Consider the following 22621-nt stretch of genomic DNA (forward strand, 5'->3'; position numbering starts at 1 on the left):
AAGCCCCCTGCTCGCCCAAAGAACAGGCACAGCCCAAAGCAAAGCCCAGTTCTCCGCCCCGTGTCCGCCTCACTGCGGCTCCGCTGTCGCTCCGCCGCTCTTTCGCGCGCCTGCGCGATATCTATATTCGGCTCACCGCCGAAATAGTTGAATCGCTCCTTTAGGCGTGGCGCGCGGTTGCTTTTAAGTAATAAAGGCCGCCCGCCGTGGCGCGAACGCGTCGGCCGGGCAGGCCCCGCGTGCCCGCGGTGGGCAAATGGCAGCCTCAGCCCAATCCCTCGCCCTATGCTTTGTCCCGTCTGAAACTGCCCTACGCGGGCGGCGGTCGGTTAATAAGGCAAAGACAACCCTAACAAAACGCCCGATGGGCGCACCGAAGGGACGGAGCGATACTACGCGCTATGGCAACCTCTACCCCCAGCTGTACCCGAGCACCGTGCAATCCCGCCTCACGGCTTGCGGATCACCTCGTTCTCGCCCAGCGCCCGCCCGTAGTGATCGATCAGACGATTGAGGATCAGGTTAATCCCAACCCCCAAAACAATGTCCGCCAGCAAAACCCACCCGAAATCCAAACCGCAAACCTCCGTCAAAAAGAAATTGAACAGGATGAAGAAAACCTCCAGCAGCAACAGAATCCCCGTGCTCTGCAAATGCGTCCGGTTGAGCTGCAACAGTTTGTGATGGATGTGGTTCTGATCCGGATAGAACGGCGACTTCCCCCTCGAAATCCGGCTCACGAAGACCCGGCACGTGTCGAACACCGGCACGAAAAGCAATCCCAGCAGAATCGCCAACGGAGCATGCAGCCCCACCGGCTGGAACGTCGTATGGCCCAAATTGGCGAACTTAAGTCCCAGGAAAATAATCATATACCCCAGCGTCAACGACCCCGTATCCCCCATGAACACCTTGAGCCGCGTCCCCAGCACATTGTACTGGAAAAACGCGATCAGCACCCCCGCCATCCCGAACGCGAACATCGCATAGACGAAAAGCTCGTAATAGATAAAGAAAATGCCCAGCGTCGAGAGGATGATCGTCCCCAAGCCCGAACACAAGCCGTCCACCCCGTCGATCAGGTTGAACGCATTGACCGTCAGCACCACCACCACGATCGTCAGCAGCGCGTCCGGCAGGAAAGGCAGCCGGTGGAGCCCGAACAGCCCCTGAAAATCGTAGACCGTCACCCCCGCGAAAACCAGACAGATCGCCGCGAAAATCTGAGCCGCGAACTTGTTCCGATACCCCACCCCGATCAGGTCGTCGGCCAGCCCCACGAAGTAGAGGATCAGCATCCCCGCCACCACGAAGAGAAACTCGGTCAGGAGCTCGATCTGCAAGTTGATCGAGACGTCGTATCCGTAATAGTACCTGAGCCCCAGCACGAACGCGAACGAAAAGAGCACCGCCGGAAAAAACGACAACCCGCCGAGCCGCGGAATGGCCCCCTTGTGCACCTTCCGTTTGTTCGGTTCGTCGAACAGCCGTTTCATCTTGGCAAAAATGACGATCCGCGGAATCGCCAGCCACCCGAAAGCGGCCGAAATCCCGAACGTCAGAATCACGAATAACACGTATATCATAGTCTCCCCCGAAGCGTTTTTGCGATTGGACAAATATAACGAACTATTCGGTACCCTGCAACGTCTTTATCGAGCTGTCGCCGATTTTTCGTACCTTTGCAGGCGGTGAGGTGTGCGCTTCGGAGCGTGTCGGGACGACCGCCCTCCGTCTGCGCCGCGCACCGGCGGGCTACGCGGCCCGCCGGTCACCACCCCACGGACGACAAAAAACATCAACACCGCAATATGGAACCTATGGAACTCAGCGAGCAGGAGCTCCTGCGCCGCGAATCGATGAACAAACTGCGCGAACTCGGCATCGAGCCCTATCCGGCCGCCGCCTATCCCGTGACCGCCACGGCCGCCGGGATTCGCGAGAAATATACCCCGGAGAGCACTGAATTTCAGGACATCCGGATCGCCGGACGCATCATGAGCCGGCGGATCATGGGGAGCGCCGCCTTCTTCGAGCTCCAGGACCACACCGGACGGATCCAGGTCTACATCCGGCGCGACGACATCTGCCCCGAGGGCGATCCGACGCTCTACAACACCGTCTTCAAGAAGCTGCTCGACATCGGCGACATCGTCGGCATCCGCGGCTTCGCCTTCGTCACCAACATGGGCGAACTGTCGGTGCACTGCCGCGAGTTCACGGTGCTGAGCAAGTCGCTGCGCCCGCTGCCGATCGTCAAGGAGAAGGACGGACAGGTCTTCGACGCCTTCAGCGACCCGGAACAGCGCTACCGGATGCGTTACCTCGACCTGATCGTCAACCCGCACATCAAGGAGACCTTCCTGAAACGGGCCAAAATCATCGCCACCATGCGCCGCTTCTTCGACGAGCACGGCTACGTGGAGGTCGAGACGCCGATCCTGCAGCCGATTCCGGGCGGGGCGGCGGCACGGCCTTTCATCACGCACCACAACTCGCTGGACACGGATCTCTACCTGCGGATCGCGACGGAGCTCTACCTCAAACGGCTCATCGTCGGCGGGTTCGAGGGGGTCTACGAGTTCGGCAAGAACTTCCGCAACGAGGGGATGGACCGGACGCACAACCCGGAGTTCACCTGCATGGAGCTCTACGTGGCGTATAAGGACTACCGGTGGATGATGGAGTTCACGGAACAGCTGCTGGAGACGGTGGCCCGGGAGCTGCACGACGGCGAGACGCGCGTGCGGGTGGGGGATCGCGAGATCGACTTCCGGGCGCCGTTCCGGCGGGTGACGATGCGGGATGCCATTCTCGAAAAAACGGGCTTCGACATCGCCGGGAAGACGGAGGAGGAGCTGCGGGCGGCGTGCCGCGAGCTGGGGGTCGAGACCGACGAGACGATGGGCAAGGGCAAGCTGATCGACGCCATCTTCGGCGAGCGGTGCGAGGCGGATTTGGTGCAGCCGACCTTCGTGACGGACTACCCGATCGAGATGTCGCCGCTGAGCAAGCGCCACCGCGACGACCCGGCGCTGACGGAGCGTTTCGAGCTGTTCGTGAACGGGAAGGAGCTCTGCAACGCCTACTCGGAGCTGAACGACCCGATCGACCAGCTGGAGCGGTTCCAGGAGCAGCTTCGGCTGTCGGAAAAGGGCGACGACGAGGCGATGTTCATCGACATGGACTTCGTGCGGGCGTTGGAATACGGCATGCCGACCTGTTCGGGGCTGGGGATCGGGATCGACCGGCTGACGATGTACATGACGGATCAGTCGTCGATCCAGGACGTGTTGTTCTTCCCGCAGATGCGGCCGGAGAAGAAGGCGGTGCGAGACGAGCCTGCTCTCTACACGGCTGCGGGGATTCCGGAGGAGTGGGTGCCGGTGCTCCAGAAGATGGGCTACGTGACGGTGGCTTCGCTGGGGGGGCTGGCGCCGAACAAGTTGTGGGGGGATCTGTGCGGGTTCAACAAGAAGAACAAGCTGGGGCTGAAGAATCCGACGGCGGAGGAGGTCTCGGGGTGGGTTTCGGCGGCTGCTTCGGGTTCAGCTTCGACCTCGGCTTCGGCGGAGTAGCGGCAATCGGTTTCGGCCCGGCTTCCGGCGACGGAGGGGCGGTATTCGGTTTCGGCCCGGCTTCCGGCGCGGTGGATGGTGGCGGAGGGGCGGTCGGATGCAATAAAAAGGAGGCTTTTCCCGTCAATTGAGAATAGGGGCAGTCGTGTCCGTCTCGAGCTGGCGGAACAACGAGCCGGGCCGAGGCGGCCTTGGGGTAGAGGCTGCCATTTGCCCACCGCGGGCACGCGGGGCCTGCCCGGCCGACGCGTTCGCGCCACGGCGGGCGGCCTTTATTACTTAAAAGTAACCACGCCCCGCCTAAAGGAGCGATTCAACTATTTCGGCGGTAGCCGAATATAGATGAATCGCGCAAGGTGCGCACCAAGAACTGGGTCGAGCTGCTTAAGCGATACGTAGTATCGCTCCGTCCCGCCGGGGTCACCCGGACGCCGCCCGCGCAGGGCAGTTTTAGACGGGACAAAACTCGACCGCGCTCCGCCTAAAGGAGCGAATCAACTATTTCGGCGATAGCCGAATATAGATGAATCGCGCAGGCGCGCGAAAATGCGGCGGAGCGAAAGCGGAGCCGCAGTGAGGCTGACACGGGGCGGAGAACTGGGACGAGCTTTGGGCCGTGCCTGTTCTTCGGGCGGGAAAACCGTTTTCGGTTTTCCCGCCGCGCTGGGCCGAGCATGAGGCGGTGCTTTGGGCTGTGGGTTGGGCTATGCTTTTGCGACTCGCAGAGTCGCGCGGGCCGAAGCCGACAGAATTGGGGCGAGGTTGGTGCCCGGGCTTAGGGCTTTACTCTCGGACGAGAGCGAATAGCGCGATTCCGCGAGGAATCGCCGGCCTTGTCGCCCAGGCGCGGAGCGCCTCGGGGGGATGGGCGACAGGCCGAACTTGGCTGATTTGGGCGGTGCTGGTGGCGGAGTTTTTGCGATCCTTTGGGTCGCGCAGTCCGCCGCCATCCCCGGCGGCGGACTGCAACCCGTCGGGGCTCGTTGCACTCACCGCTGGCAGCAACTGCAAACAGGTCGCGGACGAATGGGCCGTGCTTTTGCGGTTCGTAGAACCGCCGGGCTTGCGGCGGGGCGTCTTTGATGCCCGGGCCGGACGCCGCAGCCCGAACTCAACAGAATGGGGCTGAACTTTTGGTCGTGGTTTGGGCTGATTTGTTGGTTGAGCTTTTGCGACCTTTTAGGGTCGCGCGGGCCGGACGCCTCCCCCTCGGGAGGCCCGCAACCCGCCGCTCACGCGTCGAGAGTTGCCGTTCCTCCCAGGCGTCCGCCCCACTTGTTCATATGAAAATGCCGCCCCCCGTTTATTCCGAGAGGCAACGCAACTGAAAACCGTAGCCGCGGCGGTCGAGGTGGCTCGGATTGAGATAATAGGGGCGCAATGCGATGTATAGAGCAGATGTTTCACGAGTAGATGAACTCCAACTCGCCCCATGGTCACCGAGACCATTGAGTACCCCTATGTTTGTGCGGTAGCCCGGGGCGGGGAGGGACGACACCGAACTTCCACCGAAAACAACTACAGAATACCCGCTGACGAATCCCTCATAAAAAACAAAGAAACCGAAACAGATGAAAATCAACCGAATATACCTTCTTCTCGTCAGCCTCGTCGGCCTCGGCAGCTGCAAAGAAACCACCCTGCCCGAGCCGCCCCCCCTGCCCGCAGCCCAGCGCACCGTCATCGAATACGTCATCGCCACCGACCAGAGCTACCCAGCCGCCCAACGCTACATCAACGAACTCGAAGCCGCGTTCGACCCGGCCGGGAACGAACGGCATATCGTCTACCTCTACCCGCCGGCCAAAGGGAGCACCTACGCCCCCGCCGACCCGCAGTACGACGAACGGCCGAGACTCCTGCTCATCGCCCGCGACCAAGACCCCGAACAGTTCGGAAGCACCCTCCTGAAAGCCTACAACCGCGGACAGGCACCCGGCGACCCCAACGTTTTGCAGACCGTACAGGAAGACGCCCTGCGGCTCGCCCCGGGCGACTACTACACCATCGCCACCTGGCACAACCCCGACGTGCCCCCCGCCGGACGCACCGTCATCGAATACATGGTCGCCGACAACAACCTCTACCCCTACGCCGTGCAGAACATCAACGACATGGAAGCCGCCTGGGCCGCACTCCCCGACAACGAAAAAGAGGGCCGGATGGTCGTTTATCTGCATCCGGTAGCCGCCGCAAGCAGGTGGGCACCGACCACAGCCGACTACGACGACACCCCGCGGCTGCTGCTCATCTCCGGCGACCGCAACGACCCGAACCGACCCTTCGCCAGCCGCGTGCTGAAGACCTACAGCCGGGAACAAAACCCGACCGATCCCGAAGTGATGGCCCGCGTGGTGACCGACGCCATGGCGCTCGCACCGGGGGCGAGCTACGGACTCGCCTTTTGGTCGCACGGCGCCGGGTGGCTGCCCGCAGAGAGCTATCAACCGCTTCGGTCGGTCATTCCCGCCTGGGACGACGCCGGGTGGAGCGGGTCGAAACTCGCCGGGATCGGCGAAAGCGCACGCACCTCGTCGGGAAACGGAACAAAGGCTGGGAATGAGGGGATTACAAGCTACTCGTTCGGCATCAGCAGCAGCTTCGGGAACAGCGAGATGGAGATCGACGCGATGAGCCGCGCCTTGGCCGGATTCGGCAAGTTCGACTTCATCCTCTTCGACGCCTGCCACATGGCCTGCATCGAGCTGGCGTGGGAGTTCCGCGACCGGGCCGACTACCTGATCGCCTCGGTGGCCGAGGTTTTGGGAGCAGGATTCCCCTATCGGGAGGTGCTGAAACCGATGCTTTCGCCCGGCGCGGCGGATGTCGAGGGGATAGCGCGCACCTACTTCGACTACTACAACGAACAATCGGGAGCCTATCGGACGGCTACCGTTTCGGTGGTCAAAACCAGCGGGTTACCCACTTTGGCGGAGGCGGTGAAGCGGCTGAGCGACACCGGGTTGCCGGAGGGAGCAGCGGGTCTCTCGCCGGCGGCGCAGCAGTTCGGACGCACCTACACCTCGTTCAACGGAACGTTCTACGACCTGGGCGACCTGGTTCACCGGACGTGGAGCGGGGGCGCCTACACGGAAGCGGTGGGGGCGTTCGACCGGGCGCTGGCGGCGGCGGTGCCGTATGCAGCGACGACGCCGTGGATTCTCGAAGGGCAGTCCGGGGCGATTCGGGTGCTGACCCATTGCGGCCTGTCGTCCTATCTGCCGCGAGCCTCGACGCCGGTCTCTCTGGAGGCCTATCGCACGCGGTTCGGCTGGAGCGAAGCATCGGGAATGGGCGCGCTGGCGCGGTAGGCGGGGACGATTTAGGGACGAAGCGGCCAGCTTTCGAGTACCGAGCGGCACCGCCCCGGGCTACCGCGGATACCCTTCAGGCACGTTATGGGGTGGCTATTATGCCGGATATAACTGGTCATCAGCCACAAACGAAATCGACGGCCTATTTTTATCTTTTGACATGCACGGCCTCACCCCGGACAATGCAACGAGTCGCGGCTTCGGTTTTCCGTTGCGTTGCCTCTCGGAATAAACGGGGTACGTGCCCGCGGTGGGCAATGGGCTGGAGCTATCCTACTACTAAACTAACCGTCAGCCTCTACCCTTTCTTGGTCTGACTTTACGCGGGACGCCGATGTGCCGTTAAAAGGGACTTTCCCGTACTACTCGGATGGGGTTGTCGGAGAATCTTACGGTGCAGGGAACTTCAAAGCCACCAACGGTCGCCTCTACAAGGTAAGCACCTCGGGCGCGGGAACCCCGCTCGCCTGGTACCCCGCCCCGGGCTACCGCAACACCAATGCGGGCGCACCGGTGGGCGTCGGCAACGAGGGTTCCGTCTGGTCGGCTGCGACCAACGGGACGTACGGCGTCTATTTGCGTTTCGTCGTGGATGCGGCTCAGCCCAGCAACTCGAAATACCGTGCCTACGGCTTTCCGTTGCGTTGCCTCTCGGAATAAACGCGCCCGCAGGGCGTTTTACTGCCAGCCTCTACCCTAACTTGAAGTCGAGGCAGGCCGATTATTGGGGTAGAGGCACTTAGGATAGAGACGGCCATTGGGTAGAGAAAAGCCGGTTCGAGTGCCAAGCGGCCCCGCCCCGGGCTACCGCCACTACATCTCGGGCGAACCGGGTGGCGTCGGTTACTACGGTTACAGCTGGGCTTCCACGACCAGCGGGGTCAACGGTGCCAATGGCATGGGCTTGGGTTTCTGCGTGACGTGGCTCAGTCCCAGCGGCGCGTACGGCCGCTCCCACGGTTTTCAGTTGCGTTGCCTCTCGGAATAAACGGGGGTGCCGCTCGCGGGGGGCAAGGGGCTGGAGTTACTCTAACTGGGTCGACTTTGGCGGACGGAGCCAGCGGGGGCCGAACGAGGATCACGAGTTGCGGCCCTACGCCGGGGGTGGCTCCGGCCCGCGCGGCTCTGTGAGCCGCAACTACACGGCCTCATTCGTCGCCCCATTCTGTTGGTTTCGGCCTGTCGCCCACTCCCCCGAGCGGCTTCGCCGCTGGGCGACAGGGCCGGCGACCCCAAAGGGTCGCAAGAGCACAGCCCAAAAGTTTAGCCCAACTCTCCGCCCATTCTTCCTCGGGCGCGCCCCCGGCGCCCGCCTTCGGCGTTCGCTGCGCGCCGAGGACGGCGATTCCTCATGGAATCGCGCTATTCGCTCTTAGCCTATAGCAATTCGCCGCCAGCGGGGAGTGCAACGAGCTCCGACGAATTGCAGTCCGCCGCGCGGGGTGGCGGCGAACTGCGCGGCTCTAAGAGCCGCAGAAGCGCGGCCCATTTGGTTTCGGACTTTCGTCCAATTCTGTCGGGTGCGGGCTGCGGCGTCCGGCCCGGGCATCGAAGATGCCCCGCCGCAAGCCCGGCGGCTCTGCGAGCCGCAAAAGCTTGGCCCGGTTCTCTGCCCCAATTCTGCCGGTTTCGGGCTGCGCGCTCCGAGGGTGGGCCGAAGGCCCAGCGCAGGCCCGGCGGTTCTACGAACCGCAAAAGCATAATCTATTCGCTCTCGGCCCAAATACCAGCCAAGAGCACAGCCCAAAGTTCGCCCCAATTCTCCGCCCCGTGTCCGCCTCACTGCGGCTCCGCTGTCGCTCCGCCGGTGCCGCTCGGCACTCGTAAAGATAAGCATATCTACTCCTAAACGTCGCCCGCTGGGATTTCATCTCGATTTTGCTCACCGCAAAACGAGTGAAATCCCCATTTACGCGGGCGGGCGACGGATTTCACACACCGTTTGACCGCGCGCCGGGGAAATCCTGTCAAAACGTGCCAGCACATTTTGACGATTTCCCTCCTCAAGGCGTGGCGCGCGGTTACTTTGAAGTAATAAAGGCCGCCCGCCGTGGCGCGAACGCGTCCGCCGGGCGGGCGCACCCTTCGGGTGATTTACTGGCCGCCTCTACCCTATTCTCTGTTTCGCGCGCCTACGCGATTCAGCTATATTCGGCTATCGCCGAAATAGTTGAATCGCTTCTTTAGGCGGCGGCGCGCGGTCGAGCTCTGTCCCGCCTCAAACTGTTCTCATTGGCTTCGCTTTCCTCCTCGCCGCTCGGCAATTTGCAAACCATGTTTGCATTGCCCTCGCTGGCAGCGTCGGTTGTAAACAAAAGGAACCGAAAAAACTTTAGACGGATGCTGACGCATCCTAAAGTTCCCGACAGCCCAACCCTTTGTACATGCCAAAAGTCTACAAAATAAAAAATCGAGAAAATTCTTCTCGATCAAACTAAAAATCATATAAAAACGGACGGCGAAGGGGATAAATACTGAGAGGCAACGCAACTGAAGACCGTGGCCACGGTTGTTCACGTTGCTGGGATTGAGGTTCTGCGTGTTGAAGTTCAAGAACACGCCGCTAGTCCCGCTAAAGGAGGAAGACCAACTGTACCCGTTGTTGCCGACGTTCGTCAGAGCGCCCAATCGCCCGTTATTGCCTGCGTCGCGGAAGCCCGGGGCGGGACTCCGCGACGCGGACGAAAAAGCGATCGCAGCCGCTGGATTGCTTCTCCCGCACCCGATCCGCCTGCGGAACGGACACGGAACAAAAACAAAAATAACTAAAAATCAGTGGGCTGCTGAATTTATCCTACACGCGCTGTCCGCAGCTTCGCCCTCTGGGAGCAAAACCGACAGACACTCCGGCTCCTTCGCCGACCGTCTGTAAAAACACGAAAAATCGAACGATTCATCGTACTTCGACGGTCTGCTTTTCCGAAATCCGCCGATATCAATCCATATCTTTATACAAATCCAACTCACCCCGTTCCGCTGCGCCGTGGATCGCGGCCAGCCGAGCCACGACGGGCGAAATCACCTCCAACACATCCCGAACGTATCGTTCTTCGGAGGTCTCTTGCCACGAGGTGTCGTCCGCTGAGGACGCCGGTCGCCGAAGCCGATAGAGCATCGCAAGGTACAGCGCCCGGAAACAGGCTTCCATGTCGCTGATGGCGGTCGGATCGCCCTCTTCCCCTGCGATGGCGGCCTTGAGCCGGGGCAGTTCGGCGGCCAGAGGGGCGAAAACGCGGTCGTAGCCCTGTTCCCGCCCCACGGGCGAGGCGAGCAGGTGGCGATGCAGGTCGTCCAGATCGGCCACCAGATGGAGGGTGTGTTCCAGGTGGCCGCTACGCTCTTTGCCCTCGGTTCGCAGGAGGTTCACCAGGTCGGTGTACCACAGCCACAAGGCCTCTTTCTGCTGGTCGTCGAGTTGGGTTTGCGGCTCGACGAGCGTCTCGCGGATCCGATCGGGCGAGAGCTCCAGCGCACGCAGCATATCCTCTAACTGCCAAAGATACAGAATGTATTCGGCGATGTTTTCTCTGCGTTTCTTTTTGGCTATCAGCATAATATCTATGTTACAGATGTGTCGTTTTCAAAAGTCTCGGCCGCCCCGGGCTGCTGCGGTGCCGGCGAAGGCGTATTGTGGTACGTCGGTGATTACGGGTATGGCTGGTCGTCTACTTTCCACGATTCGGGCGACCATTATCGGGGCATATATTTGCGTTTCCACACGACGATATGCAGTTCCAGCGCTGCGGCGGGGCGGGCCAGCGGTCTTCCGTTGCGTTGCCTATCGGAATAAACGGACGCACAGCGTCTTTTAATGCCAGCCTCTACCCCAAAACGGGCCACCCTACCTTTTTTAATTTGACTTTGGCAGCCGGACGCCCGGGAGGTATCGCAATTTTCGACGCGGAGCGGCGTGTTGCGGGCCTCCCGTGGGGAGGCGTCCGGCCCGCGCGACCCGTTGGGTCGCAGGAGCACGGCCCATTCGTTCTGAGCAAGACAACAGTTCGCCGCCAGCGGAGAGCAGCAACGAGCGCCGACGAGTTGCAGCCCGCCGCCAGCCGGGGCGGCGAACTGCGCGGCTCTGTGAGCCGCAAGAGCACAGCCAACAAGTTCAGCCTTATCGCCTGAGCGGGTCGAAGCCTGCGGGGTTTGGGGTAGAGGCTGGCATTAAAAGACGCTGTGCGTCCCTCCGCGGCGGGAGGCTTCGGCCCGCGCGACCCAAAGGGTCGCAAAAGCAAAGCCTATTCACCGTTCCCATTCTGTGGAATTCGTCCTCGGCCGCAGCCAGCGGAGAACGAAGACGAAGCGAGAGCGGAGTATTTCGGCCCTCCGCATCCGGGGGCTGCGGGCCGACCGTTGACACGGGAACTTAGCTACTCGCTCTCGGCCCAAATACCAGCCAAGAGCACAGCCCAATCCACAGCCCCCTGCTCGATCCAGCGCGGCGGGAAAACCGTAATCGGTTTTTCCCGCCCGAAGAACAGGCACAGCCCAAAGCTCGCCCCAATTCTCGGCCCCGTGTCCGACTCACTGCGGCTCCGCTTTCGCTCCGCCGCATTTGCCGTCGGCCCGCTGGGATTTCATCTCGATTTTGCTCACCGCAAAACGAGCGAAATCCCTCTTTACGCGGGCGGGCGACGGAGTTCGTGCACAATTCTTTGTTCGCGCGCCTGCGCGATTCATTCTATTTCGGCTCACCGCCGAAATAGCTGAATCGCTTCTTTAGGCGGGGCGCGCGTCTGTCCTACGGGAGGGTACTGCCCTTACGCCGGGCGGGCGGTGCGTTGACCTGCGGTCTCCCTCGCGCTTGCGAGGCATCGTCGACAAGCCGACGTGCTCTCGCTTCGCTACTCGGGTCCAGCACTCGGAAGGGGCAGCCTCTACCCAACAACTAATAGCAGCCTCTTCCCCCGTTCTTTGGCCGCGCGCTGGCGGAAATGTTATTCAAACGCGTGTTTCGCGTTTGAATGATTTCCTACTCCAGCGATCGCGCGCGGTCGAGCTTTGTCCCGCCTCGAACTGTTCTTTTTCTGAAGAAAAAGAACCAAAAAGACTTTCGACGGATGCTACGCATCCTCAAGCTGCCGACGGCCCAAATCCCACCAGCCTCAGCCCCGTCGAACCGCAGCGGAGCAACCCAAGAGCACGCTACTCCTCGTCATCGAAAACTTCGCCGAAGTCCGCAAGGAGCTCCTCGATGTCGCGCCGCTCCTTCTTCGTCGGACGTCCCATCCCGCGGTCGCGAACCGCAAAGGCACCGGCACGGGCCATCTCCAATTTGTCCAGCTCCGACTGCGGCGTCACGTCCTCGATGTAGCGAGGCACGTTGCGCGCAGGCTGGCGGTTCGCCACCAGCTCCAGAATCCGGAAACTGTACACCACCGGCATCTTCCGCACCGCGACCACCTCGCCCGCACGCACCTCCCGCGACGGCTTCACCGTCGCGCCGTTCACCGTCACCCGGTTCGACCGACACGCCTCCGCCGCATCGCCGCGCGTCTTGAAAAGCCGAACCGCCCACAACCACTTGTCTATCCGAACCCCTTCCGACATAATCCTATGCTTTTATTTACCAATCACTTACAAAAACCGCTCGATCACCGGCACCAACAGCGCCGTCACGAGCCCCATCAACCCGATGGCGAGCCCGCTCACCGCCCCCTCGATCGCCCCCATCTCCATGGCCCGCGCCGTGCCGACCCCGTGTGCCGCCGACCCCAGGGCCAGCCCCTTTGCGATCCGGCTGCTGATGCGCAGTTTCCGGAGCACGAACGGCCCGACGATGCTGCCGAAAATCCCCGTCAGAATCACCACTACGGCCGTCAGCGAACCGATTCCGCCGGCGCGTTCCGAGATCGACATGGCGATGGGCGTGGTGACCGACTTGGGCACCAGCGACGCTTCGATGGCAGCCCCGGCACCGAACAGCCGGATGATCAGAATGACGCTCACGATCCCCACGACGCTGCCCACGACGACCGACGTGAGGATCGAAACGGCATGGGCCCGGAGGTGTTCCATCTGTCGGTAGAGGGCATACCCGAGCGCCACGACCGAAGGCCCCAACAGGAAGTCGATCAGCGCGGTAGCCCGGTGGTACTGTTCGTAGGAGATGCCGGTGGCGAGCAGAAAGACGATGATCACGGCCGCCGAGGTGATGAGCGGGTGGAGGAGTCCAATCCGGGTGCGTCGGAAGAGCCACAGGGCGGCGACGTAGATCCCGATGGTAAAGGTGAGGAGGAAGATTTCGGAGCCGGCCAACAGACCGAGCGCCGTCCAGGTGTTATCGAATGTCATGACCACTGCGCCGGATTTTTCGTTTTCGTTTCCGCACTTCGAGCCGCTGCTGGGTGATTCCGACGGCGGCGACGATGAGGACGGTGCTCACGGCTGCGGCGACGAGAATGGCGGTCAGGTTATTGAGAATCAGCCCGACGGAGGCGATAAGTCCGACGGCGGCGGGCAGAAAGAAGAGCACCATGTTATCGAGGAGGAGTTCGGAGAGGCGGTCGACGCGTCCGGGCTCGACCCACCCGAGGGCCAGGGCGATGAACAGGAGGAGCATGCCGAGCACGCTCCCGGGGATGACTCCTCCGACGAGGATGCTGACGCCGAGTCCGAGGAGGTAGAAAAAGAGCAGCCAAAAGGACTGTACGAGAATTTTCATACCGCAAAGATAGGTCAAAGGGTCGGTATTGCGTTCACGCGGCGGGGGCAATTTCAGGAAGAGGGTCGATTTCAGGGCGGGTAGCTGATTGGGGCAGAGGCGGCCCGGTTTTCAAATGTCGATCGGCACCGCCCCGGGCTACCGCCACAACCTGACGGGTAGGCAGGACAATGTGGGTCGAAACAGTTGCTGTTGGTCATCGGGGGTGAGCGGTTCCACGGGTCGTTTCTTATGGTTCGACATGCAGGGGCTGGGAACGAGCGGTACGGCGAATCGTGCTTTCGGTCTTCAGCTGCGTTGCCTCTCGGAATAAACGGACGCTAAGCGTCTTTTAATGGCCGTGTACCCCCCAAGCAACCGGCCGCTTTTCCCCAGTTTTACTGACACAGCCGCAGAAATGCGAAGCATTTCCCGTCCACGGGACGTGGGGCCCGGCCGGCCCGAGGCCAGTCCCCTCAAACCAAACCGCGGTGGGCAAATGGCAGCCTCTATCCCAAGTTTACACAGACACATCCCGTTTATTCCGAGAGGCAACGCAACGGAAAACCGATCGCACGACCGCTTATGTGGCCGGGCTGGAGGTATGAAATGTAAAAATTCAAGAACACGCCGTCAGTCCCGCTAAAGGAGGAAGACCAATTACACCCGGTGTAGCCGACGTTGAGCAGCGCGCCAAATTGACTGTTAAAACCCGCGTCGCGGAAGCCCGGGGCCGGAGAACACAGCATACGAACCCCCGCCCCGTCAGAGAATGACGCCTCCGATGCAGCGACGAACCCCCACCGAACCCAGTCCCGACTTCGGCGCATAGTTCGGAAACTCGGCCGGATGCTCCTCCACGTACTCCACCGCATAGCGCAAAAACGTGCGCGCGTCCCGCAGCGCCTGGCGCGACAACAACTGCCACTCCTCGGCCGTCGCCGCCCGGAAGCCCGACCGGGTCGTCGTTCCCGACCCCTCGTTTTCGCTGCGAGAAGTCGTCGCCACCGACCCGTTCCGAGTCTCCATATCCGTCTGCTCGGCCGAGGTCGAAACCGAACCGGAACCCGTTCGAGTCGTATCCTGCGTATCGTTCGCAATCGCCGTCCGCTGCGTTTGGGTCGACTCCTCGCGACCCGCCGTCGTGGCGTCCGTCCCCGTCCGCGTCGTGGTGAGTTTCTTCGACCCGGTCTCCTCGGTCACCGTCATCTCCTCCGTCGCCGAAGTCTCGCCCTGTTTCGTCACGCTGTTCTGGGTCGTCGTCTGCTCGGTGTCCGACACGTCGGACGTCTTCCGTTCCGTGTCTTCGCGGGCCAAAACGGTATCCGTCGTCGTCGTGTCGTTCTTTTTATCCTGTACTTTTCGCGTCTCGGAGTCGGTCGTTTCCCGCATCTCTTCCGAGGCCCGCACGTGTTCCGAGGTCGAATCCTCTTTCCGGCTTCCGGTATCGTTTCGGGTGGCCGACGAGGTTCGGGTGGTCTCCTCGGCCGAAGGACGCACCACTCCCCGGTCGGCCGACCGAACCGCCAGTTCGACGATCAGTTCGTAGCGGACGAAGTGGGCCAGAGCGGGTTTGACGAAGGTGTAGACGAATTCCGGATAGCGTTCCTGGCGCATACTTTCGTACATGGCGTCTCCGAATGCGGGTCGGATGTAGCGCAATTGTGCGGCTTCGATCCTCATTTCGCGGACGTTGGCCGGGTCGATGGGGTCGTCGGCGGCGAATGCCAGCCCGACGACCTCTTCTGGTTGTATAAGTTGCATAAATACAGTCGGTTTAATTGATTAATCAATCTCTCGGAGCGGGGTTTTGATCGGGGTGTTTGACCTCCCCGCCCCGGGCTACCGTGGCTGCGACACGGGCAGTCTGGTAACTGTCGGCCACAGCGGGTTCAGCTGGTCATCTACGGTCAGCGGCATCAACGGCATGTACCTGGACTTCTATACGCAGAACCTCTATTCCAGTGCCACGTACCGCCGCAGCCGCGGTCTTCCGTTGCGTTGCCTCTCGGAATAAACGGGCCGCGTGCCCGCGGGGGGCAAAGGGCTGGAGTTACCCTAACTGGCTCGACTTTGGCGGACGGAGCCAGCGGGGGCGCAACGAGCATCGCGAAATTGCGGCCCTACGCCGGGGGTAGCTCCGGCCCGCGCGACCCAAAGGGTCGCAAAAGCAACAACCTATTCCCGCCCCAATTCTGTCGGGTTCGGGCTGCGGCGTCCGGCCCGGGCATCAAAGATGCCCCGCCGCAAGCCCGGCGACCCTGCGAGCCGCAAGAGCTCAGCCCATTCACCATTCAAATCTTGTGAGTTCGTCCTCGGCGCGCCCCCCACGCGCCGTTAATACGTCGCTCTCGCCGAGGACGGCGATTCCTCACGGAATCGCGCTATTCGCTCTTGACCTACAGCAGTTCGCCGCCAGCGGAGAGCAGCAACGAGCTCCGACGAGTTGCAGCCCTCCGCCTGCCGGGGCGGCGGACGGCTAATAAGGCAAAGACAACCCTAACAAAATGCCCGATGGGCGCCCCGGCGGGACGAAGCGATACTGCGTATCGCTTAATCTGCTCAGCCCAATCCTTTGTCCACGCGCTGGCGGAAATCTTGTCAAAACGCCCAAGCGCATTTTGACGATTTCCCTCCTAAGGCGGGGCGCGCGGTTACTTTAAAGTAATAAAGGCCGCCCGCCGTGGCGCGAACGCGTCCGCCGGGCGGGCGGTGCGTTGACCTGCGGTCTCCCTCGCGCTTGCGAGGCATCGTCGACAAGCCGACGTGCTCTCGCTTCGCTACTCGGGTCCGGCACTCGGAATGGCCAGCCTCTACCCCAAGTAACCCGAAACCTCTACCCCAACACCTCGCGGCAGCCACGACCCACAAAAAACCTCCCCGCCCCCCCTACAGCTGAGCGAGGAACTGCTGCTGCGTCGGGTCGTCCGGATCGTAGTCGAAGCCGTCCGCCTTGCGCGCCTCCCAAACCCGCATGTAGGCCGGCTTCATCTCGAACGGCGGACGGTTGACGAACGTCAGAGACCGCACCTCCTCGCGGAACACCTCCGCACAGACCCGCCGGATCGGTTCGATGATCTCCTGCTGCTCGACCCGGATCAGCGTGTTGAGCGCAATGTTGTACTCGTGCCGCACCCGATCCGCCGAAAACCCCGTCGCATACTCCATCCCGCTCAGCGTCCGGAACCATGAGTGCGCCACGATGATATCCGACAACGCCTGGTCGTGGAGCGACTTCCAGTCCCCGTCGCTCGCCGTGGTGATCGGCACGAAACGCGTCGTGTCGCTGTCGATCCCGTTTTTCACGAGGAACATCACCTGCCCCGGTTTTCCGGCGAACCGCTCCTCGGCCAGACGGGCGATTTCGGCCGCCTCCTGTTCCGAATCCGTATCCCCGTCCAGCACCATCACCCCCGAAGGCTGGAACGAATTGTCCAACCGCGAGATATTCCATCGATCCGTCTTCCAGACGATCGCCGAAGCCCCCATCCCCGCGATGTACTTCGGCACGCCGTAGTGTTCGAACATCGGTTCGTAATCCTTGTAGTGGATCACCGCCCGGAGCGTACCGTCGGGCCGGGGCTCGAAAGCCGGATAGAGCGGCAGCAGGATCGCCTCCGAAGTCCTGTACTGCTTCCAGTCGTGGTGCAGGACGACGTGGCGGTCGTCGCGCGAGAGTCGACACCGCGTGGCATCCTGATGGTACAGCGCGAGGAAGCTCCGCTTCGGGTCGGTGACCACCTCCAGAAAGGCGTTTCCCAACAGACACCGGTCGAGCGCCAGCCGCTGAACGACATTCCGCAGCGTCTGTCCCTGTCCGTTGGCCTCGGCCACCAGCTCGGCCGTTCTGGGGGCTCCCGCATCGACGCTGAGGCCGCTGCCGCTGATGTAGTCGGCCTTGTCGTTGATGATCCGTCGGTGCACCGTCGAGCTTCTGGAAAGTGCCGCCAGCGCTTCGGGGAGCCGGTTGTCGCTCCCCCACCTCCAGACCTCTTTCCGCGCAGCCTCGGCCACGGCCCTCACGGCAGGCGGCTGGGCCTGTCCGACGACGAAGATTTTACTTTTCGCTTTTCCCGTCATTTCCATATTTTTTGACACTAAAATTTCGATTTACAATACCTAATTAGATTCGCCTTGGAGGGCAGCGGGCCTTTTCCGAGTGTTCCGGATCGGGGCAGAGGCGGTCTGATTGTTTAGGGTAGAGGCGGCCAGTAGAACGCCCTGCGGACGCGCCCCGGGCTACCGCTTGGACACCTCGGGCGCGCTGAAATTCGTCGGAAACAACGGACATTGCTGGACACAGGTACCGATGGTAGACGACATCCGAGTGCATTGTTTAAATTTCGACACGCAGTTCCTATCATCCCAGAACGGACATGCCCACGGCCTCGGTTTTCCGTTGCGCTGCCTCTCGGAATAAACAGAGACGTATTGCTTGGGGTAGAGGCGGCCATGGTACAGGGCCAGTTCGCTTGCGGGCGGACGCGCCCCGGGCTCCCGCGACTATATCTCTGGTAATCCGGCGCGCATTGGCTACAACGGGTACAGTTACTCGTCCACGGTCAACGGAATCAAGTGCCTATTCTTATGGCTCGATTCACAGGACCTCAACCCGAGCGGTCTGCATAGTCGTGCCCTCGGTCTTCAGTTGCGCTGCCTCTCGGAATAAACGGGGACGCATGCCCGCGGTGGACAATGGGGTGGAACTACCCTAACTGGCTTGACTTTAGCGGCCGGAGCCAGCGTGGGCGCAACGAGCATCGCGAGATTGCGGCCCTACGCCGGGGGTGGCTCCGGCCCGCGCGACCCAAAGGGTCGCAGGAGCACTGCCCATTCGTTTCTTTTAGGCAGTTCGCCGCCAGCGGAGGCGCAACGAGCTCCGACGAGTTGCAGCCCGCCGCGTAGGGTGGCAGCGAACTGCGCAACCCTAAAGGTTGCAAAAGCACGGCCTATTCTCTGGGCGCGACAACAGTTCGCTGCCAGCGGTGAATGCAACGAGCTCCGACGAGTGCAGTCCGCCGCGTGGGGTGGCGGCGAACTGCGCGGCTCAAAGAGCCGCAAGCGTTCAGCTTAATTCACCGCCCTAATTCTGTCGGGTTCGGCCTGTCGCCCATCCCCCCGAGGCGCTCCGCGCCTGGGCGACAAGGCCGGCGGCTCTGCGAGCCGCACTATCTTACCACCCAACTCACCGCTCCATTCTGCAAGATTCGTCCTCGGCGGCCCCCCCCACGCGCCGCTAATGCGTCGATCTTGCCGAGGATGGCGATTCCTCACGGAATCGCGCTACTCGATCTCAGTTCAAGCGGACGAAGCCTGGATTGCTTAGGGTAGAGACTGCCAGCAAAAGACGCTGTGCGTCCCTCCGCGGCGGTAGGCTTCGGCCCGCGCGGCTCTGCGAGTCGCAAAAGCACAGCCCAACCCACAGCCCAGTTCTCCGCTCCGTGTCAGCCTCACTGCGGCTCCGCTTTCGCTCCGCCACTCTTTCGCGCGCCTGCGCGGTTCACTCTATTTCGGCGGTAAGCCGAAATAGTTGAATCGCTCCTTTAGGCGTGGCGCGCGTCTTTGGCTACAGGAGGGTACTGCCCTTACGCCGGGCGGGCGGTGCCTCCCGGCACTCGGAGTGGGCAGCCACGGCCCAACTCCCTGCTCCGCGCGCTGGCGGAAATCTTATTCAAACACAAATCATGCGTTTGAATGATTTCCTACTCCAGCAGTCGCGCGCGGATGGGCTTTGAACCGTCTGAAACTGCCCTGCGCGGGCGGCGTCCGGCTAATAAGGCCAAAACAGCCCTAACAAAACGCCCGGTGGGCGCCCCAGCGGGACGGAGCGATACTGCGTATCGCTTAATCTGCTCAGCTCAGCTCTTTGTTCGCACGCCTGCGCGATTCATTCTTCTGCGTTCCGACCCACCCACCCTCCGCCGCAGCGGCAAAACACGCACCGTTAGACCTCCGAGTAGGCCGTCACGATCAGCTCCGGCAGCAGATAGTCGCACCCCGCCATGAACGTTGCCCGCTGTCTGTTCTCCATCTGATCCGGATTGTACCACATCGCGACCTCCGACCCCGGGAAATCCGCCGTATTGACCGCCACCGCCAGGTTGCGGCTGTCCGTCAGGATCGCCCACGAAGTCGGCAAATCGCCCACCGTTTCGAGATACCCCTCTGCCTGGATGTCCACCACCGGAATCCCCCGGAACGACAACCGATCGATCCCATTGATCCGCGCCGCCCGGACACTGTCCAGCGACCCGCTGAGCAGGCTCTCCTCATAATTTTCCGCCACATCGCGCGTCACCAGCAGCACCAGTCTCCCGTCCCCCTTCATCGCCCGGAGCTGCGCCGGCGCCTCCGCATAGATCGCCCGGAAGAGCTTTTCGGCATTCCCCGCCGTCCCCATCGGCAACATCGCGACCCGCTTCACATCCTCCGCCCCCGTTCCCGTGTCCGCCACCAGCCGTTTGAGGAATCCGTCGAACGTATTGAACCCGCTGGCCCGTTCCGTATCGCCGACCCACATCGTCGCCCGAATCGCCTCGGCGATCGCCTCGCGGAAGAGCGTCGTTTCGGCCTCTTCGAGCTCCGTGCCCGACAAATCGCCCAGATTGACCTCCGGCCGTCCGACGATCCGTTCGTAGACCATCGCGAAATAGTCCTCCGCCGCATAACCCATTTCGGCCTTCACCTTGTGTAACTGAATCACCTTCTGGTATTTATCCGCCGCCTCGCTACCCTTCCACCCCGCCGCATAGCGTTGCAGTAGATCCGTCCCGCGCTTCCAGAAATTGAGCGTCGTCGGCACCGGCATGTTGTACATAACCCGAATCCCGAGCTCCATCGCATCGGGCCCACTGACGAGGGGTCTGAAGAAGACCGATTCGAGTTCGTTTCCGGTATAATTTTTCGGATTTTCAATAATTTTTCCCATTCTGTTTAGTAAGTTTGATTGTTAATAAATTGTGAATGATTCGGTTAATCATCACATTGAGACTAATCGTCTGTCAATTTGAGTAGTGGAATAATCAGTTTGCGCGTTCGAATGCAGCCTCGGCGCAATTCCCTGTTCCGCGCGCCGTGGCGCGAACGCGTCCGCCGGGCGGGCGGTACCTCCCGGCACTCGGAATCGGCAGCCTCAGTCCCACACAGCCCGCCCAACTCACCAGCCGCGCCACCTCACATTGTTAATAATTTGTTAAAAACTTTTCCGTAGACGTGAAGCATCCAAGTGATAAGCCCGGCCGTTGTGCGAAAACTCTGTAAAATCCTCCTCTATTAACCCCGCCACAGCAACCCCCGGATCCTCCGACGGCGCCGTTTCGGAACGCCCGATCCGACCACGCAAATCCCCCTCCTCGCCGCCTCGCACCGCCAACGCCGCCACAACCGCACATCCATCTGAAATCGTCATTTTTTCTTCCTTTTGTGCGTTTTTCTCAGAAATAAACCAATTACGAATCCGCTCCGCAGCTCGTTCCCGGAGCTCCCCCCACGCCTTAACGCCTCCGACCCGGTCAGCCAGCCCCGCCCCGACCGCCTCTTCGGGCGAAAGCCACTCCCCTCGCCCTCCGTCCCGCGCCATCCGCTCCCGAAACTCCTCCACCGACCGCCCCGAACGACGCGCATAAATCTGCGCCATCCGCTCATCCGTTTTGTCCAACAACCTGGCCGTCCGTTCCGCGTCGAACGCATTTCCGTCGAGCGTAGTCGTCGCATTATGAATCAGATAGAGCGCCGTCGAAGCGACATACCGCCTTCCCGAAGTCGCCGCCTGCGCCACGATCGTGGCCGCCGAAGCCGTATAACCGCAACACACCGTAGTAATTTCAGCCCCCTCCTCCGCCAGCGCACAGAGCGCATCATAGATAAGAAACGCATCCTGCACATTTCCTCCGATCGATCGGATTTTTACCTCGATTTTTCGCGCTCCCGACCTTCCGATCCGTTCGACCTGCTGTCGGAAACGTTCGTAAGTCGCCGCACGCTCCTCCTCCCCCTCGAAACTCCACCACTCCGGCACCCCGATCAGACCATCGATTTCGATTTTCATTTTTCGTCCACCGCTCACGCGGATTTCACCAGGCTTTTGCATAAATAATCGGATTTATAGATTTATTTTGTTGATATTCATAAAGATCCATTAACGCCCCGGGCTACCGCCCTCGGGATACGGGCGCACTGGGCAATGTCGGCGGGGGCGGATACTGTCGGACATCCACGGTCAGCGGAATCAATGGCATGAACTTAAACTTCTACGCAACATGGCTCAGACCCAACGGAGCGGACTACCGCGCCTATGGTTTTCAGTTGCGGTACCTCTCGGAATAAACGAGGTCGAGCAGCGTGCGGTAGGCAATAGGCTGGAACTACCCCAAGCGGTCGCCTCTACCTCTACAGACTTAACCAAGTTATCTGCATTCTCTTCCCGAAGCCCACCGGAGCTATCCTAAATTAGGCCGTCACCCTTTTTTTTTATTTATTGCGGTTCGCAGAACCGCGCGGGCCGGACGCCTGCCCACGGGCGGCCCGCAACACGCCGCTTGCGCGTCGAGAGTTGCTGTTCCTCCCGGGCGTCCGACCCACAGAAACAATGCTCCATTACCGCTCCTTTTTGTAAGGTTCGTCCTCGGCGCACTACTCGCTCTCAGTTCAAGCGGACGAAGCCTGCGGGGCCCACGGCAACGTGAGTTGCGGGCCTCCGCTGCGGGAGGCTTCGGCCCGCGCGACTCTACGAGTCGCAGGAGCACTACCCATTCGTCTCTTGTAGGCAGTTCGCCGCAGCGGTGAGTGCAACGAGCTCCGACGAGTTGCACTCCGCCGCGTGGGGTGGCGGCGAACTGCGCGACTCTCCGAGTCGCAAAAGCTCGGCCCAGTTCGCCGCCCCAATTCTGTCGGGTTCGGGCTGCGCGCTCCGGGGGTGGACCAAAGGCCCAGCGCGCAGGCCCGGCGCCCGTTGGGTCGCAACAGTTTCGCCCAAACCATCGCCCGTTTATCACCACATTCTGTCGGGTTCGTTTTCGGCCGCAGCCAGCGGAGAACGAAATATTAAGGCCGAGGCGGCCAGTAAAAGACGCTGTGCGTCCCCTCCG

The 22621-nt window shown here is 61.5% G+C and carries 16 protein-coding genes; 7 read left to right on the top strand and 9 right to left on the bottom strand.

The genetic code is table 11. The features are described from left to right. Positions 1-449 precede the first annotated feature (449 nt). On the bottom strand, positions 450-1586 hold the full coding sequence (locus Q9S52_RS04475; RefSeq protein ID WP_297832653.1) for an MraY family glycosyltransferase: 1137 nt from the start codon (positions 1584-1586) through the stop codon (positions 450-452). Between the two features lie 225 nt (positions 1587-1811). On the opposite strand from Q9S52_RS04475, the gene lysS reads away from it, so the two are divergent. The 4 genes from lysS to Q9S52_RS04495 all read left to right on the top strand — a co-directional run bounded on the left by lysS (position 1812) and on the right by Q9S52_RS04495 (position 7880). Then, positions 1812-3578, top strand: a complete 1767-nt coding sequence (gene lysS, locus Q9S52_RS04480; RefSeq protein ID WP_304708301.1) for a lysine--tRNA ligase — start codon at positions 1812-1814, stop codon at positions 3576-3578. Between the two features lie 1571 nt (positions 3579-5149). Continuing rightward, positions 5150-6889 (top strand): clostripain-related cysteine peptidase, encoded by a 1740-nt coding sequence (locus tag Q9S52_RS04485; protein WP_304708302.1) that lies wholly within the window; start codon positions 5150-5152, stop codon positions 6887-6889. Positions 6890-7228: 339 nt separating this feature from the next. Continuing rightward, entirely contained in the window at positions 7229-7552 is a 324-nt protein-coding gene (locus Q9S52_RS04490) for a hypothetical protein (RefSeq protein WP_304708303.1), read from the top strand. Between the two features lie 121 nt (positions 7553-7673). Next, positions 7674-7880, top strand: coding sequence for a hypothetical protein (locus Q9S52_RS04495; RefSeq protein ID WP_304708304.1), 207 nt, complete (start codon positions 7674-7676; stop codon positions 7878-7880). A gap of 1947 nt (positions 7881-9827) precedes the next feature. On the opposite strand, the gene Q9S52_RS04500 is transcribed toward Q9S52_RS04495, so the two are convergent. Further along, positions 9828-10445, bottom strand: coding sequence for a DUF4924 family protein (locus Q9S52_RS04500; protein WP_300829625.1), 618 nt, complete (start codon positions 10443-10445; stop codon positions 9828-9830). 18 nt (positions 10446-10463) lie between these two features. Here Q9S52_RS04500 and Q9S52_RS04505 point away from each other — a divergent pair, with 18 nt between their 5' ends. Next, positions 10464-10682, top strand: a complete 219-nt coding sequence (locus Q9S52_RS04505) for a hypothetical protein (RefSeq protein ID WP_300829626.1) — start codon at positions 10464-10466, stop codon at positions 10680-10682. A gap of 1355 nt (positions 10683-12037) precedes the next feature. Here Q9S52_RS04505 and Q9S52_RS04510 read toward each other — a convergent pair. Genes Q9S52_RS04510 through Q9S52_RS04520 form a run of 3 tightly spaced genes read right to left on the bottom strand, consistent with a single transcriptional unit; the run spans position 12038 to position 13556 of the window. Then, the gene (locus Q9S52_RS04510) at positions 12038-12442 is read right to left on the bottom strand and encodes an RNA-binding S4 domain-containing protein (protein WP_294592415.1); all 405 of its coding nucleotides are present in this window, start codon (positions 12440-12442) and stop codon (positions 12038-12040) included. Between the two features lie 27 nt (positions 12443-12469). After that, entirely contained in the window at positions 12470-13186 is a 717-nt protein-coding gene (locus tag Q9S52_RS04515; protein WP_294592418.1) for an LrgB family protein, read from the bottom strand. Beyond that, complete coding sequence (locus Q9S52_RS04520; RefSeq protein ID WP_363323633.1) at positions 13173-13556, bottom strand: CidA/LrgA family protein; 384 nt, start codon at positions 13554-13556, stop codon at positions 13173-13175. The genes Q9S52_RS04515 and Q9S52_RS04520 overlap by 14 nt, the downstream gene beginning before the upstream one ends. A gap of 115 nt (positions 13557-13671) precedes the next feature. On the opposite strand from Q9S52_RS04520, the gene Q9S52_RS04525 reads away from it, so the two are divergent. After that, positions 13672-13869: a hypothetical protein gene (locus Q9S52_RS04525; RefSeq protein WP_297625478.1), complete on the top strand. Its 198-nt coding sequence runs from the start codon at positions 13672-13674 to the stop codon at positions 13867-13869. A 431-nt stretch (positions 13870-14300) separates the two neighbouring features. Here the strand turns inward: Q9S52_RS04525 and Q9S52_RS04530 are convergent, their stop codons facing one another. Continuing rightward, positions 14301-15299, bottom strand: coding sequence for a hypothetical protein (locus Q9S52_RS04530; RefSeq protein ID WP_304708305.1), 999 nt, complete (start codon positions 15297-15299; stop codon positions 14301-14303). 46 nt (positions 15300-15345) lie between these two features. On the opposite strand from Q9S52_RS04530, the gene Q9S52_RS04535 reads away from it, so the two are divergent. Then, entirely contained in the window at positions 15346-15552 is a 207-nt protein-coding gene (locus Q9S52_RS04535; RefSeq protein ID WP_304708306.1) for a hypothetical protein, read from the top strand. An 872-nt stretch (positions 15553-16424) separates the two neighbouring features. On the opposite strand, the gene Q9S52_RS04540 is transcribed toward Q9S52_RS04535, so the two are convergent. The 3 genes from Q9S52_RS04540 to Q9S52_RS04550 form a co-directional block, all read right to left on the bottom strand. Further along, positions 16425-17621 (bottom strand): phage portal protein, encoded by a 1197-nt coding sequence (locus Q9S52_RS04540; RefSeq protein ID WP_304708307.1) that lies wholly within the window; start codon positions 17619-17621, stop codon positions 16425-16427. Positions 17622-19479: 1858 nt separating this feature from the next. Further along, complete coding sequence (locus Q9S52_RS04545; RefSeq protein ID WP_294594822.1) at positions 19480-20463, bottom strand: hypothetical protein; 984 nt, start codon at positions 20461-20463, stop codon at positions 19480-19482. 264 nt (positions 20464-20727) lie between these two features. Continuing rightward, positions 20728-21582, bottom strand: coding sequence for an ATP-dependent Clp protease proteolytic subunit (locus tag Q9S52_RS04550; protein WP_304708308.1), 855 nt, complete (start codon positions 21580-21582; stop codon positions 20728-20730). Positions 21583-22621: the final 1039 nt, after the last annotated feature.

Source organism: uncultured Rikenella sp. (assembly GCF_948810725.1).
Classification (GTDB): domain Bacteria; phylum Bacteroidota; class Bacteroidia; order Bacteroidales; family Rikenellaceae; genus Rikenella.